Origin of the sequence: Collinsella aerofaciens, from assembly GCF_039758965.1 — a bacterium.
Lineage (GTDB): Bacteria > Actinomycetota > Coriobacteriia > Coriobacteriales > Coriobacteriaceae > Collinsella > Collinsella aerofaciens_BR.
Genome location: NZ_JBDMSL010000004.1, coordinates 54,122 through 68,925, shown reverse-complemented (window position 1 = coordinate 68,925; position 14,804 = coordinate 54,122). Strand labels below are relative to the sequence as shown.

At 61.1% G+C, this 14,804-nt stretch carries 10 protein-coding genes; 8 read left to right on the top strand and 2 right to left on the bottom strand.

Features of this window, described 5'->3' with window-relative positions; genetic code table 11:
- Window positions 1-425: 425 nt before the first annotated feature.
- Window positions 426-1,493, bottom strand: coding sequence for a hypothetical protein (locus ABHU32_RS02110; RefSeq protein WP_346978737.1), 1,068 nt, complete (start codon window positions 1,491-1,493; stop codon window positions 426-428).
- Between the two features lie 215 nt (window positions 1,494-1,708).
- Here ABHU32_RS02110 and ABHU32_RS02105 point away from each other — a divergent pair, with 215 nt between their 5' ends.
- From ABHU32_RS02105 to bilS, 3 genes are all read left to right on the top strand, one after another.
- Window positions 1,709-3,571, top strand: a complete 1,863-nt coding sequence (locus ABHU32_RS02105; RefSeq protein ID WP_346978735.1) for an ABC transporter ATP-binding protein — start codon at window positions 1,709-1,711, stop codon at window positions 3,569-3,571.
- Window positions 3,572-5,431, top strand: a complete 1,860-nt coding sequence (locus ABHU32_RS02100; protein ID WP_346978734.1) for an ABC transporter ATP-binding protein — start codon at window positions 3,572-3,574, stop codon at window positions 5,429-5,431.
- 111 nt (window positions 5,432-5,542) lie between these two features.
- Window positions 5,543-6,094, top strand: a complete 552-nt coding sequence (gene bilS / locus ABHU32_RS02095; RefSeq protein ID WP_346978733.1) for a flavodoxin family protein BilS — start codon at window positions 5,543-5,545, stop codon at window positions 6,092-6,094.
- A 358-nt stretch (window positions 6,095-6,452) separates the two neighbouring features.
- Here bilS and ABHU32_RS02090 read toward each other — a convergent pair whose 3' ends face one another.
- The gene (locus ABHU32_RS02090; RefSeq protein WP_346978732.1) at window positions 6,453-8,753 is read right to left on the bottom strand and encodes an LTA synthase family protein; all 2,301 of its coding nucleotides are present in this window, start codon (window positions 8,751-8,753) and stop codon (window positions 6,453-6,455) included.
- A gap of 213 nt (window positions 8,754-8,966) precedes the next feature.
- Between ABHU32_RS02090 and ABHU32_RS02085 the strand changes: the two genes are divergently transcribed.
- The 5 genes from ABHU32_RS02085 (at window position 8,967) to ABHU32_RS02065 (ending at window position 14,739) form a co-directional block, all read left to right on the top strand.
- Window positions 8,967-9,842, top strand: coding sequence for a nitroreductase family protein (locus ABHU32_RS02085; RefSeq protein WP_346978731.1), 876 nt, complete (start codon window positions 8,967-8,969; stop codon window positions 9,840-9,842).
- Between the two features lie 158 nt (window positions 9,843-10,000).
- On the top strand, window positions 10,001-12,028 hold the full coding sequence (locus ABHU32_RS02080; RefSeq protein WP_346978730.1) for a KUP/HAK/KT family potassium transporter: 2,028 nt from the start codon (window positions 10,001-10,003) through the stop codon (window positions 12,026-12,028).
- Window positions 12,029-12,089: 61 nt separating this feature from the next.
- Complete coding sequence (locus ABHU32_RS02075; RefSeq protein WP_346978728.1) at window positions 12,090-12,284, top strand: hypothetical protein; 195 nt, start codon at window positions 12,090-12,092, stop codon at window positions 12,282-12,284.
- A gap of 111 nt (window positions 12,285-12,395) precedes the next feature.
- On the top strand, window positions 12,396-14,021 hold the full coding sequence (locus tag ABHU32_RS02070; protein ID WP_346978727.1) for an ATP-binding protein: 1,626 nt from the start codon (window positions 12,396-12,398) through the stop codon (window positions 14,019-14,021).
- A gap of 4 nt (window positions 14,022-14,025) precedes the next feature.
- Entirely contained in the window at window positions 14,026-14,739 is a 714-nt protein-coding gene (locus tag ABHU32_RS02065; RefSeq protein ID WP_346978726.1) for a response regulator, read from the top strand.
- Window positions 14,740-14,804: the final 65 nt, after the last annotated feature.

Below are 14,804 nucleotides of genomic sequence, written 5' to 3'. Positions count from 1 at the left end.
GCACCGGTGGGGGAGCTGGTTTCTGCCGCGATCGCCGCTACGGGGGCGATTCCCGCGACAAGTGCCGCGGAAAGGGCGATGCCCACAGTTGCTCGTCTTGCTCTTCTTGCGAGAATGTCGTTCATCTCGGCACCTCATTTCAAGGGTCGGCGACTCACTTGGTAGCACTAATGTAAGTATATCAGGCGGTTTGCCCGCCATTGATCGGGCATGCGCGTATGCCCCTTGATTAACAGCCATTAAATCTATCCCTTAAGGAACGCGGCTTGCTGGTGTTGTCTGGGCATTGATGGCTGCGTGGTTCAAGAGACGGCGGCATTACCATTTGTTTTTTCAAGTAAAGAGGTCCGTTTCCCTGGGTTGGGGAAACGGACCTCTATTTGTCTCTTGGCTTGTGGATTGGCAAAGACAATAACCGCTGGCAGCTATTTTGAGTTCTTGATGCGGCGTGTGGCTGTGGCGGTTATTCCGAGGCCTGCGGCGGCGACTGCTGCGAGTGCGATTGCGCTCGGTGCTGTGTCGCCCGTGTTTGCGAGCTTGCCGGCGGTCATATTTGCTTGCTTGCTGCTGCTCGAGTTCGCCTGCTTGGTGGAGCTTGGCGGGGTATTTTTGCCGGTCGCGGGCGAGCTGGCGGGCTGTGTTGCCTCGGCCGGTTGCGCCGAGTTGGAGGGAGGCGTCGTCTCGGTCGGTTTCGTTATCTCGGGCGAGGTGGCCTTATCTGCCGCGGCTTTCGCCTCTTCGTATGCCTTGCAGGCGTCGTCATAGGCCGTTTGCGCTTTTTTCAAATTGTCGAGGAGCGCATCTCGCCAGGCTGTGAACCGGTCGATATCGGCTTTATATTTCTCTACAGCACGTTCACAGTCATTAACTCGTCTTTCCTCTCTTCTGAGGCGGTACTGGAACTCGCGGGGCTCCGTTTCGCAATAGTTTACGTGCGTTTTTGCCGATATGATCTCACTGTGCAACTGCTTTATTTGCTGTTTAGTAGTTTCGACAAACTCCTCGTAGCCGAGTGCTTCGAGTGTCTTAAGCATCTCATGTTTCTTCTCTAATTCTGCCTGGAGCTCGCTTACCCGGTTGATGGCCCCGTCGTATTTGGCTTGGGCAGCATCGATGTCCGCTTGCATGGTGGGAAGGAGTTCCCTCCCTTCGGCGGCTTGCGCCGCCATCTTTTCGCGGTACTCTTGAAAACGGGTAATGTCATCATTGAATCTCGCAATTTTCTCGGGACTTGCGGCGTTTTTTGCGGCCCCGAGGTTTTTGAGCGCTTCCTGCATGGCTGCATACGCTTTTTCTTTTGCGGCGGCCGCGTCTTCTGTCTGCGGGGCGCCCGAATTGCCGTTGGCGGCGCTCGTCTGCGAAACGGCCGCACCGGTGGGGGAGCTGGTTTCTGCCGCGATCGCCGCTACGGGGGCGATTCCCGCGACAAGTGCCGCGGAAAGGGCGATGCCCACAGTTGCTCGTCTTGCTCTTCTTGCGAGAATGTCGTTCATCTCGGCACCTCATTTCAAGGGTCGGCGACTCACTTGGTAGCACTAATGTAAGTATATCAGGCGGTCGACCCGACACTGGCTGGGTGTGCGCGTGCCTCTCCGCTTCTTTGGAAACCGAATCCCATTAGAAATGGCGAGTTGTTTACGCTTCTTTTGGGGTGGCGGTACTATCATGGTTCGAATTGAATGTGGATGATGATAGGGAGCGCCTATACATGATTGAGCTGCTCAGGCGTTTTGGTGGTAAGTTTCGCCGGTATATGGTGATTGGTCCTGCGTGCAAGCTGATCGAAGTGATCTTTGACCTGCTGACGCCGCTGGTGATTGCCCAGATGATTGATAAGGGTATCGGCGCACACGACGTGAACGCCGTCGTCCACTACGGTATGGTACTTGGCGCCATGGCTGTGATCGGCATCTCGTTTACGCTCGTCTGCCAAAAGATGGCGGCGCTCACCTCGCAGGGCATGGGCACCGACATTCGCGGCGCGCTCTACCAGCACATCAACAAGCTGAGCTATGCCGAGCTCGACCGCTTTGGCACGCCGTCGCTCATCACGCGCATTACCAACGATGTCAACCAGGTGCAGCTTGCCGTGGCGCTGGGCGTGCGCATGCTCATCCGCTGGCCCTTTCTGGCGGTGGGCTCCATGGTCGCGGCCCTTGCCATCGACCTTAAGCTCGGCATGACCTTTTTGATTTGCACGCCCGCCATCGGCCTGGTGTTTTGGTTTGTCATGGCGCGCTGCATCCCGTATTACAGGCAGTTGCAGGCAAAGCTCGATCGCATCGCGCTTATTTGCCGCGAGGGGCTTTCGGGCGCCCGCGTGGTTCGCGCCTTTGTGCGCGAAGATCACGAGCGTGAGCGCTTTGCCCAAGCCGCCGATGACCAGGCCCATACCGCCATCGCGGTGGGCAAGCTCTCGTCGATTCTCAACCCCGTCACGTTTCTTGTGATGAACCTGGGCGTGTGCGCCATCCTGTGGGTGGGCGGTATCCAGGTCAACGTGGGCGAGCTTACGCAGGGCCAGGTCATGGCGTTCGTCAACTACATGACGCAGACCCTCACCTCCATCGTGTACGTCGCCAATCTGGTCGTGGTCTTTACCAAGGCGAGCGCCAGCGCGTCGCGTATCAACGAGGTGCTCAATTGCGTGCCGAGCATCGCTGACGAGGGCAACCAGCCGGTCGCGCTGCCCCAGGCACCCGCGACGGACGTCGACACCCCGGTCTCCGCGCTGAGCTTTGACCATGCGAGCTTTTCGTTTGGCGCCGGCGCTGCCAACGCCGTCAACGATGTGACCCTGGAGCTCCCACTGGGCAAGACGCTCGGCATTATCGGCGGTACGGGTAGCGGCAAGTCCACGCTCGTCTCGCTCATCCCGCGCCTGTACGATGCGAGCACCGGCAGCGTGAGCGTGATGGGCGCCGACGTGCGCGCCTGGCCGCTCGACCAGCTGCGCCGTGTGGTCGCGACCGTTCCGCAGCGCGCATCGCTGGTGAGCGGCTCCATCCGCAGCAACCTGACCTGGCGCGATGAAGCTGCGACCGACGAGGAGCTCTGGGCGGCACTCGACATGGCGCAGGCCAGCGAGTTCGTGCGCAACAAGCCGCAGGGCTTAGACGCCCCGGTCGAGGCGGGCGGCAAGAACTTTAGCGGTGGCCAGCGTCAGCGCCTGACTATCGCGCGTGCCTTGGTTGGTTCGCCTCAGATATTGATCATGGATGACTCCGCGTCGGCGCTCGACTTTAAGACCGACGCGGCGCTTCGCCATGCCATTCGCGAGCGCAGCATGCGCGGTGCCGCCAAGGGCGGGCTGCCGCTGACCACGGTGATTGTGAGCCAGCGCGTCTCGACCGTGCGCGATGCCGACGTGATCTGCGTGCTCGACCACGGCTCGGTTGCCGGCCTGGGCACACATGACGAGCTCTATGCGACCTGTCAGCTCTATCGCGAGATTTGCCAGTCGCAGCTGCGCCGCGAGGAGCTTGAGGGCCAGCGGGGGAGCACAGCGCCCGCGCTCGCCCCAGGTGCCCCGACCGCCCCCGCATCCGTCTGCGCAAAGGAGGGCTGCTAAATGAATCCGTATACTTCTTCCGGTTCTGTCGCCACGATGACGGCCAACGTGTCCGGTAACGATAGCCTCAACGACCTGGGCGACGGTCCGCGCCAGCCTGGCGACCCCGAACGCTATCCCGTGGGCGCGGTGACCCGCCGCCTGATGGATTACGTTCGTCCGCACCGCGTCTCGTTTGCCGCGTCGTTTGTGAGCGCCGCCATCTCGGTGATCTTGCAACTCTATACGCCCATCCTCATTGGCGAGGGCATCGACCTCATCGTTGCCGCCGGGCAGGTTGACTTCGATGCGCTGCTGCCGCTTGTCACCAAGCTCGCGATTGTCGTCGTAGGTGCTGCGGCCTTCCAGTGGCTGCAGGGCTACTGCGTTAACCGTCTGTCCTATGAGACGGTGCGCGACATGCGCGTGGAGGCGAGCGACAAGCTCAGCCGTATGCCGCTCAGCTTTATCGACGGCCATGCCCACGGCGACCTCATGAGTCGCGTGGTCAACGACGTCGATCAGGTGGGCGACGGTCTGCTGCAGGGCTTCACACAGCTCTTCACCGGTGTTATTACCATCGTGGGTACGCTCGCGTTTATGCTTTCCATCAACCTGACCATGACGCTCGTGGTGGTACTCGTCACGCCGCTTTCCATTTTTGCAGCCGGTGCTATCGCCAAGCTTTCCAACAAAAGCTTTACGGCACAGCAGCGTATTCAAGGGCAGCTCGGTGGTCATATCGAGGAGTACGTAGGCGAGCAGAAACTTGTCGACGCCTTTGCCTATGGTCCCAACGCTCAGCAGCGCTTCGATGCCCTCAACGCCGAGCTCTATGCGGCAGGTGAGCGCGCGCAGTTTATGGGTTCGCTCTCCAACCCCGGCACGCGCTTTATCAATAACATCATCTATGCCGTGGTGGCCGTGATTGGCTGCGTGGGCGTGATCACGGGCGTGCCCGCGGCACTCACGGTGGGCGGCGTGCAGATCTTCCTGTCCTACGCCAACCAGTACACCAAGCCGTTCAACGAGGTCACCAACGTCATTACGCAGATCCAGACGGCGTACGCCTCGGCACGCCGCATGTTTGCGCTGCTCGATGCACGCGAGCAGGAGCCCGATGCGACGGACGCCGTAGAGCTTGCCGCCCCGCAGGGCGAGGTCGCCTTTGAGCATGTGGACTTTAGCTACGTGCCCGACCGCAAGCTGCTGCAGGATATCTGCATCGAGGCCAAGCCCGGCATGCGCTTTGCCCTTGTTGGCCCCACGGGCTGTGGCAAGACGACGCTCATCAACTTGCTGCTGCGGTTTTACGATATCGATGCCGGACGCATCATGGTCGATGGCCGTTCCTCGCGTGACTACACGCGCGCAAGCCTGCGCCGTGCCTTTGGCATGGTGCTGCAGGACACTTGGCTGTTCGAGGGCACGGTGGCGGAAAACATCGCCTACGGCTGTCCTGACGCCACGCGCGAGCAGGTTATCGAAGCTGCCAAGCGCGCGCATGCGCACAAGTTTATCGTGCAGCTGCCAGGCGGCTACGATACGGTCATCGGCGAGGACGGCGGCACGTTTAGCCAGGGTCAAAAACAGCTGCTGTGCATTGCGCGCGTTATGCTCACCGATCCGGCGATTCTGCTGCTGGACGAGGCAACGTCGAGCATCGATACGCGTACCGAGCTGCAGGTGCAGGCGGCATTCGACGAGCTCATGGCCGGTCGCACAAGCTTTGTCGTGGCGCACCGCCTGAGCACCATCCGCAACGCCGACTGCATTCTGGTGATGCGCGACGGCCAGATTATCGAGCGCGGCACGCACGATGAGCTGCTAGCGGCAAGCGGCTTCTACGCCGAACTCTACCGCAGCCAGTTTGCCCAGTAGGGGCTACCGATTAGCGGCAGATGGTTTACATCTGCGTTGTTAGTACTAAGATATTCATCTAATAAATTGCATTAGTGGCTTTAGTTTTGGGGGAAACGAGGCAACGTGACTATGACGTGCTCTCTGGTGGTTAACAGCAAGAGCGGTAATACCAGGATGGTTTCGGGCGCGATCAAGCGCGCTCTGCAGGCTGCGGGCGTTGAATTTGTCCATGCCGCGGCGTTGAGCGACGATGCGGATGCAGATCAGGTTGCGCTCGAGGCGCAGGGCGCCTGCGCGGCCGACACGGTGCTCGTCGGTTTTTGGTGCGACAAGGGCGCGTGCACGCCTTCGGTTGCCGCGCTGCTCTCCGCCTTGCACGGTAAGCGCGTCTTCCTGTTTGGCACCTGCGGTTTTGGCGCCGACCAGAGCTACTATCAGCAGATTATCGACCGCGTAACTTCCAATTTGGCTGGGGATGCCGAGCTTGCGGGCTGGGCAATGTGCCAGGGCAAGATGGGCCCCGCGGTCAAGCAGCGCTACGAGGCCATGCTCGAGCAAGATCCCGACAACGCCCGATTTAAGATGCTGCTCGACAACTGGGTTGCCGCGAAGGACCATCCCACCAAGGAGGACCTGGGCAACATGGCCGCAGCCGCCAAGAAGGCCGTGCTGGGCGAGTAGCTTCGTCGTTTGTGGTGCTTCGTGCAAAACAATACAAATGTGAAAGCCTCGAAATCCTCGAGGCTTTTTTCTTGACGCTCGTGGGCGCAACGATGGCAAGCGTCTGGGGCGATATTTTCCATCGCCCTGATGACGAGGCCGTCCTGGACGACACGCTCGCATGCGTTCGCTGGATGTATTCAGAGTGGGACACGGTTTCCGGATGCAAAAAAGGCCACATGACGTGGCCTTTAACTTATATATGTTGCGGGTGCCCCCATGACAAGCCGCGCTTCAACAACAAGGCGTCTGTCCGAGCAGGGAACCTTATATGCCTCCGCCCGGACAGACGTTTCAGTTATGAACTCGCAGCTAGTCGTTACTTGATCTTGGTCGTACCCGGTGCCAGGTTGGGGTCGGTCTCGTTGGCCTCGGTCTGGAAGTGCTCGGTATACACGTTCTTGCCGTCGCGGAACATCTCGTAGTATTGCATCTTGGCGTAATCCTCGCGCGCCTTGGTGGCGGCTGCGGCAGCGGCGTCGTCGCCGGTGACGTTGGAGGAGAGCGCCCAGCGCAGGCTGGCGTCCTCGTAGCCCACGGAGTTGATGGCGGGCAGCGACTCGCACAGCGTCATGTGCGCTTTCTGGTAGTCGGAGAGGGGTGCGCCGATCAGCTGCATCAGCTGGGTGGACAGGTAGTTGGTGGACAGGTCGTCGACCTCGCTTGTCTGGTCGCAGCCGGCAACGTCGTAGTTGGCCCAGATGATGTAGTCGGTCTGCCACAAGCGCTCCTGGTGGGTGGCATCGTCCTCGCCGGTAAACCACTTATCGTTGAACTTGGACGGGAAGAACGGCTGGTGGTCGCCCCAGAACACCACGACCACCTTACGGTCGAGCTTATTCAGGGCGTTGAGGAAGTAGCGAAGCGCCTGGTCGGACTGCTCGATGCACGAGACATACTCGTCGACATCGGAGAGCGTGCCGTCCTCGACGGTCTTGGTGTCCAGGTCGGTCGTGTCGATGTTCAGGTGCATCTGCTTGTCGACCGGCAGCAGGCCCGTATCGTAGCCCGAGTGGTTCTGCATGGTCACGTCGAAGATAAACTGCGGATCGGCGTTCTGGTCGAGCAGCTCAAGAATCTTGTCGTAGGTAGCCTGGTCGGTCACCATGCCGCGCAGGGTATCGGCGCCCTGGAAATCGTTGATGGACAGGAACTGGTCAAAGCCAAAGTCCTTGTAGACGTTCTCGCGGTTCCAGTTGGTGGCGTGGTTGGGGTGCATGGCCGTGGTGGAGTATCCGAGGGACTTGAACTGCTCTGCCAGGTTCCCGGTCGTTTCCATGTTGTAGATGGTGTAGGGGTACACGCCCGAGCCCAGGTTGGCCATGGAGTTGCCGGTCATAAACTCAAACTCGGTATTGGCGGTGCCGCCGCCGTAGGCGCTCACGTAGAGCTTGCCGCGGCTGAGGCAGTTGGACAGGCTCTTAAAGTACTGCGGGCCTTCGTAGCCGGCGCGCATGTTCTGGTAGATCGACAGATCCGAGAACGTCTCGTTCATGATGGCGATGACCGTGGGCTTCTCGCTGTCGAACTGCTCCTTTGCGGCGGCGCGCTCGTCGCTCTTGGCCGCGTCGGACTTGTCGTAGGCCTTGGCGTACTTTTTGAGCGTGGCCTTGGCATCGTCGACGGAGTAGTCGGCGGGTTTGGGCGGCTTGATGGACTGCGCCGCACTAATAAAGGCGGGCAGGTAGCCCTCGCGCCAGTAGCTCTCGAGCGGGCGCCAGGTGTAGACGGTGATGCCGAGGGTGTTGTAGTAGTCGATGAGCGTGACATGCGCGGTTACGCCGCCCAGGCACAGCACTGCCACGAGCAGGTTGGTGAGCAGCATACGCTTGGCGTTGGCGGCACCCTTCTGACGGTGCGGTGCTACCAGGCCGGCGTACTCGCACAGCAGCATGGCGATGGCGGTAAAGCCCATGGACAGCACGCAGAACAGCGAGATCGAGAAGGTGTAGCCGGTGCCGGCGACCGCGGCGGCGGTGGAGATGGCCGAAAGGTCGCCCGGCTGGATGGGCATGGATTTAAACGTGATGACGAAGAACTCGGCAATGCCCAGGACAAAGAGGGCAAAGGCCAGGACCGCGGAAGCTGCGCCGTGGCGCTGGAACAGGAAGAACAGGCCGACCATGAGCGTGGTGATGATGGCCCACTCGAGCATGATGCATAGGGGGTAGACCCAAGTAAAGTCGTGGTTGGACGAGACCTCCATGCCCAGCAGCGCAAAGACGCCGGCGAGCAGCAGGCACAGGACGGCGGCGACGAGCGGTTTGCCCACAAAGGCGCCGCGCAGGCGGGCGAGCTTGCCGGTGGGGGCGGGGGCGTCGGGCGCGGCGAACGCAAAGACGCGCGGGGCGATGCGGTCGCGTGCGATGCTGGCCCAAGCGCAGCCGGTGAGGATGGCGTTGGTCAGGATGAGCATCACAAAGGCGAGCGGCTCGTTTTGAGCGACGAGGCCCACGGCGCCCCAAATAGTCAAAAAGACCTGGAACAGGCCGAAGGCGATGCTCCACCCAAGAGCGCTTTTGGCAACGGTGCCCGACTGAGCGCGAATGGCCTTGGCCTCGCGCAAGACAAGGTAGACGGTCGCCGCAAGACCGACGAGCGAGATGGCGGCAGCGAACATGCTGAGACTCCTCACAAACTAAAACGTACGAAAGCGGGGGTTTACCCGATTGTTGCCAAGATATGCGCTGCAATTGGTGTCTGCGCACAACAACCAGCCATATTAACGCGCACGTGTGGCGGTGTGGCGCAATGTAGTGGCGACCTGCGCGATAATGGACGGGAATTACACGGAAACGTAAAGGCTTCTTAAAGAATTAGCGAGGATAGAGCTATGGGCGAGCAGGTTTGTATGACGGGCGCCGAGTACTGCGGCGGAGCTGCGGGCGTGGACGCGGGCGGCTATCCGGTCGAGACGACGGGCAATGCGGTGCTGGACACGTTGGAGCACCGTTCCTCCACGCGTGCCTTTGCGCGCGATGACGACGACCGTCCCGTGGCGGTGACCGACGAGCAGCGAGCGGCGATTTTGCATGCGGCGAGTCGCGCGCCGTCGGCGGGCGCCATGATGATGTATTCCATCGTAAGCATTCGCGAGCAGGCTGCGCTCGACCGCCTGGCCGATCTGTGCGACCACCAGCCCATGATCGCTAAGGCGCCCTGGGCACTAATATTTGTGGTCGACTATGCCAAGTGGATCGATCTGTTTGAGCACGTGGGCTGCTTTGAGCCCGAGTTTGTAGAGCGCACGGGCAAGGCGCCCCGCCGCGCGCCGGGTTTGGGCGACTTTGCCATCGCGGCTCAGGATGCCGTGATCGCCGCGCAAAACGCCGTGGTTGCCGCCGAGGCCCTGGGGCTGGGGAGCTGCTATATCGGTGATATCGTCGAGAATGCCGAGGAAGTTGCCGAGCTGCTCGATCTGCCGCCCTATACCATGCCGCTATCGATGCTCATCATCGGCACGCCCCGTAAGGAGCGCCCGGCCATTGCACATCCCGTGGTGAACCTGGTGCACGAGGAGCGCTACTGCCGTGCGGACGACGCGACTATGGATGCGCAGGTGGCCGAGATGGATGCGATGTTCCGTCCGCACGCCCGCGAGGTGGGCGAGCGCGTGGTGGATATCTACACCCGCAAGCACACCAGTCCCTTTATGGCCGAGATGAGCCGATCCATGGAATGGTGGTTCAAAAACTGGCTCGGAAAATGACGAATGTGACAAGGGGACAGTCCTTTTGTCACATTTCATATCGCCGCGGTAGCCTAAAGACTGTATAAATCTTTATCTAGCTGGGAAAACAGTGCATTAAAACATGGGCCGATTACCTATAATCCCTTCGAACATTAAAGTTGGGAGGAAACCGGCTTATGGAACAAAAGGCCAAGGAGGCAGCCTCGCACGCTGCGATTCCTGTGAGCATCTCGGCGATGCTCGTCACGCTGGGCGTGGTGTATGGCGATATCGGCACCAGCCCCATGTATGTAACCAAGGCGCTCGTTGCCGGCAACGGCGGCATCGGAAGCGTGACGGAGGAGTTTGTGCTCGGCGCGCTCTCCCTTGTCGTGTGGACGGTCACGCTGCTGACCACCATCAAGTATGTGCTCATCTCGCTGCGCGCCGATAACCATGGTGAGGGCGGCATCTTTGCCCTGTACAGCCTGGTCAAGCGCTGCGGCAAGTGGCTTATCATCCCCGCCATGCTGGGTGGCGCCGCGCTGCTCGCCGACGGCATCCTCACGCCTGCCGTTACCGTTACCACGGCCATCGAGGGCCTGCGCACCATCCCGGCGGTCCATGCCGTGCTCGGTGATGATCAGGGCCGCGTCGTCGCCATTACGCTCGCCATCATCATCGCGCTCTTCTTGGTGCAGCGCATCGGTACGGCCAAGATCGGTCACGCCTTTGGCCCCATCATGACGCTGTGGTTCCTGTTCTTGGGCGGCACGGGTCTGTTCTTTGTCTTACAGCACCCCGCCGTGCTGCTGTGCCTCAACCCGCTCCGCGGCATCGCTTTTTTGTTGAGCCCCAACAACCACGCGGGCATCATGATTCTGGGCAGCTGCTTCCTCGCCACCACCGGTGCCGAGGCGCTCTACTCCGACATGGGCCACGTCGGCCGCGGCAATATCTACGCTACCTGGCCGTTCGTTAAGTGCTGCCTGCTGCTGTCCTATATGGGCCAGGGCGCTTGGCTTATGAACAACGCTGCCAACCCCGAGCTCATGGGCATTGCCGATCTCAACCCGTTCTACCAGATGCTCGCCCCGGGCCTGCGCCCGTTTGCCGTCGGCCTTTCCACCGTCGCGGCCATCATTGCCTCGCAGGCGCTTATCACCGGCGCATTCTCGCTGGTGTCCGAGGCCAGCCGTCTGGACCTCATGCCGCACATGCAGGTCTTCTACCCTGCCGAGACCAAGGGCCAGCTCTACATCCCCATGGTCAACAACGTCATGCTTGTCGGCTGCGTCATCGTGGTGCTGCTGTTCCAGAACTCGGCGCATATGGAAGCCGCCTACGGCCTTGCCATTACGCTGACTATGATGTGCACCACGCTGCTGCTCTTCTTCTACCTGCACGAGGAGCGCAAGCTCAAGGTTGCTCCGTGGATCTTCGCGGCCTTCTTCCTTTTGCTCGAAGGCTTCTTCTTCGTGAGCTCGCTCACCAAGTTCTTCCACGGCGGCTACTTCACCATCCTCATGGCTGCACTCATCATGGGCATTATGGTGTGCTGGTACAACGGCACGGCGGTCGAGCAGCGCCAGTTTACACTGCTGCCGCTGCGTAGCTACCTGCCGCAGCTCAAGCGCCTGCGCGACGACGACCGTTACGAGCGCATGAGCGACAACGTCGTGTACCTGACCAAGGACACCCATACCGACTACATCGACCGCGACATCGTCTACTCGATTTTGGACAAGCATCCCAAGCGCGCTCGCGCCTGGTGGTTCGTGAATGTCGAGACCATGGACGAGCCGCATACCTTTGCCTATTCGGTCGAGACGTTCGGCACCGATTACGTGTTCCGCGTGCATCTGTACCTGGGCTACAAGATTAACCAGCGCGTCAATGCCTATCTGCGTCAGGTCGTTCAGGACCTGGCTGCCACCGGCGAGCTGCCGCCGCAGACGCATGACTACTCGGTCTACAAGGATCCGGGTAACATCGGTACGTTCAAGTTCGTCCTGATCCGTAAGCTTCTGGCGCCCGAAAGCGATGTGGAGCCCAGCGAGCGTACGGCCATCACGCTCAAGTACATCATCCGCCGCGCCGCCGGCACGCCCGCACGCTGGTACGGCCTGGAGAACTCCAACGTGAGCTTTGAGTACGTGCCGCTGTTCACCAAGTTTAAGGCCGTGAACAAGATGCAGCGCCTGGCTCCCAACGAACGCCCGTAGGCGCCGACGGGTTGCACGGAGTTGGTTTTCGATGGACAAGATTGAGACCGGGGAGGCAAACATGGATGCAAAGATGCTTGATGGCCGCGAGGTGGTTGCCGAGCTGGTACGTGAGGCGCGTGTCGACGCCGCCGAAGATCGGTTCTTTACGAATCGTGCCAACATGGACATGGCCGACCGCGTGATTTCGATCGTGGCACTGGTATTTGGAGCGGTGTGCGTGTGTGCCCTGCTCGCGCACGTGCTGTTTGTCTAGCGACCGCCGGTTGCAAAGGCTATACACTTGGAACCACCACAAGGGAAACCACCACAAAGGTGCCTGTCCCTTTGTGGTGGTTTTTGTTTTTGAGAGAGGGGCGGGGCGCTGATGGACGTCCGTGCGGACGGTGATATTGCCGAGAACTTTTGGTGGCGGCGCACTACGATGACGCGTCGCGGCCCCCTGTACGATATCTGCGTGTCGGTGGGGCTGCTGGTCGCGGCGACGATTGTGGGCGCGCTGCTCGACCATCCGGGTCTCGCGCCGAGCATCATGATCGTCTATGTGTTCGCCGTTCAGCTGTGCGCATTCTTTACCTGGAGTCGCCTGTATTGCTTGCTGAGCTCGGCTGCCGCCGTGGCGCTCTACAACTTCTTGTTTGTCGACCCGCGCTACTCGCTGTCGCTTATCGACCGCGGCTATCCCGGCATGTTCTTCATCATGTTCGTGGTCTCGCTTGTGTCGAGCTCGATTGCGTTGGCCCTGCGCCGCGCCTTGGCACAGGCTGCCGCCAGCGACCGCCGCACGCATATGGTGCTCGAGACCAATCGCATGTTGCAGCGCTGCGCCGACGAGCAGCAGATCGTTCACGCCATGGCCACGCAGCTGGCGCGTCTTTCGGGCTGTCCGGTCGTGTGGTACAGCGCCGACGCCGAGGGCGATGACCTGCTGCCGCGTGCGACATACACGGCCGTGGGCGATGCCGCGCCGGTGCACGAGCTGGCGCCGCAGATGCCACCGCGGCTCTCGGCGTCCGCCTATGTGGGAACGCCGCTCGACGCCACGTTTGGCGGCTCGGCGTTTTATGGCATCTACCTGACGGTTCGCACGGGCGACGGCTTCGTGCGCTCGGGCGACCCCGCCTCGGTGGTGGGCGTGCTGGCTATCGTTGCCGAGCCCGACGTGCTGACGCATGAGGAGCGGACGCTTGCCGATGCCATCGTGAGCGAAGGCGAGCTGGCACTCGATCGCGCCCGCGCCATGGAGGCCCGCGAGGAGGCGGCGGTGCTCGCCAAAAACGAACAGTTGCGCGCCAACCTGCTGCGCTCCATCTCGCACGATCTGCGCACGCCGCTTACCAGTATTTCGGGTAATGCCGACGTGCTGCTCGACCAGGGCTCGACCGGCACCGCGGTGCTCGATGCCCAGACGCGCCGCGGCCTGCTCCTTTCCATTCGCTCGGATGCGCAATGGCTCAACGCCACCGTCGAGAACCTGCTCGCCATCACCAAGCTCGAGGGTGGCGGTATGCGCCTGTCGACCACACTCGAGCTCATGGACGATATCGTCGAGGAGGCGCTGCGCCACGTGAACCCTGCCGTGCGCGAGCACGACCTTAAGGTAGTGGCGTGCGATGAGCCGGCGCTCGTCAACGTCGATGCGCGCCTGATGGTGCAGCTGGTGGTCAATCTGGTGAACAACGCCATCGCCTATACGCCCGCGGGCTCGCATATCATGATTTCGATTAGCGTCGACGATGGACGCGTGACGTGCTCGGTGGCCGATGATGGTCCGGGCATCGCACCCGAGGATCGCGAGCGGATCTTTGAGTCGTTCTACACCGCCAACCACGGTCTGGCTGACAGTCACCGCAGCGTGGGCCTGGGTCTTTCGCTCTGCCGCTCCATTGCGCTGGCGCATGGCGGTAGCATAGAGGTTGCCGCGGCGGACCCGCACGGCTCGGTCTTTACGATTGAGCTTCCCGCCGCCGACGTTTCGTTTGATAAGGAGTAGCGCTGTGCCGAACTCTGCCGTAAAACCGCTCATCTTGGTCGTTGAGGACGACCCCGCCGTTCGCAACTTAATCGTTGCCGCGCTCGAGGCGCACGGCTTGCGCCATATGGCTGTGGAGACCGCCCATGCCGCTATCGCCGCCGCCTCGTCGCAGACGCCGAGCATTGTGCTGCTCGATCTGGGCCTGCCCGATATGGACGGCGTCAAGGTGGTGGAGTCGGTGCGCGCATGGTCGGGCATGCCGATCATCGTGGTCTCGGCGCGCAGCGAGGACGCGGACAAAATCCGCGCGCTCGATGCCGGTGCCGACGACTACCTGACCAAGCCGTTTTCGGTCGAGGAACTGCTCGCGCGCATTCGCACGACGCTCAGGCGCCTTTCGTATGCGCAAACGGGTGGTGTTGCCTCCGAGGGCTCGTTCGATACCGGTGAGCTGCATATCGATTTTGATGCCGGCATTGCCACGATGGATGGCGAGGAGTTGCACCTGACGCCGATCGAGTACAAGCTCCTGTGCCTGCTGGCACACAACGCCGACAAGGTTCTGACGCACCAGTTTATCCTGCACGAGATTTGGGGCACGGCGACCAAGAGCGACCTGGCGAGCCTGCGTGTCTTTATGGGCACGCTGCGCAAGAAGATCGAGTCCGACCCCGCGCATCCGCGCTATATCCAGACGCACGTGGGTATCGGTTACCGATTGGTCATCCAGGGATAGGTCGGCATCCGCCATCCCACTATGAGTTGCGGTGAAATACGGTCTAAATATACCTAATTCCAGGC

Excerpts from the sequence above, each read along its gene's own strand:
- ABHU32_RS02110 (WP_346978737.1), bottom strand. The coding sequence starts at position 1,493 with ATGAACGACATTCTCGCAAGAAGAGCAAGACGAGCAACTGTGGGCATC.
- ABHU32_RS02105 (WP_346978735.1), top strand. The coding sequence starts at position 1,709 with ATGATTGAGCTGCTCAGGCGTTTTGGTGGTAAGTTTCGCCGGTATATG.
- ABHU32_RS02100 (WP_346978734.1), top strand. The coding sequence starts at position 3,572 with ATGAATCCGTATACTTCTTCCGGTTCTGTCGCCACGATGACGGCCAAC.
- bilS (WP_346978733.1), top strand. The coding sequence starts at position 5,543 with ATGACGTGCTCTCTGGTGGTTAACAGCAAGAGCGGTAATACCAGGATG.
- ABHU32_RS02090 (WP_346978732.1), bottom strand. The coding sequence starts at position 8,753 with ATGTTCGCTGCCGCCATCTCGCTCGTCGGTCTTGCGGCGACCGTCTAC.
- ABHU32_RS02085 (WP_346978731.1), top strand. The coding sequence starts at position 8,967 with ATGGGCGAGCAGGTTTGTATGACGGGCGCCGAGTACTGCGGCGGAGCT.
- ABHU32_RS02080 (WP_346978730.1), top strand. The coding sequence starts at position 10,001 with ATGGAACAAAAGGCCAAGGAGGCAGCCTCGCACGCTGCGATTCCTGTG.
- ABHU32_RS02075 (WP_346978728.1), top strand. The coding sequence starts at position 12,090 with ATGGATGCAAAGATGCTTGATGGCCGCGAGGTGGTTGCCGAGCTGGTA.
- ABHU32_RS02070 (WP_346978727.1), top strand. The coding sequence starts at position 12,396 with ATGGACGTCCGTGCGGACGGTGATATTGCCGAGAACTTTTGGTGGCGG.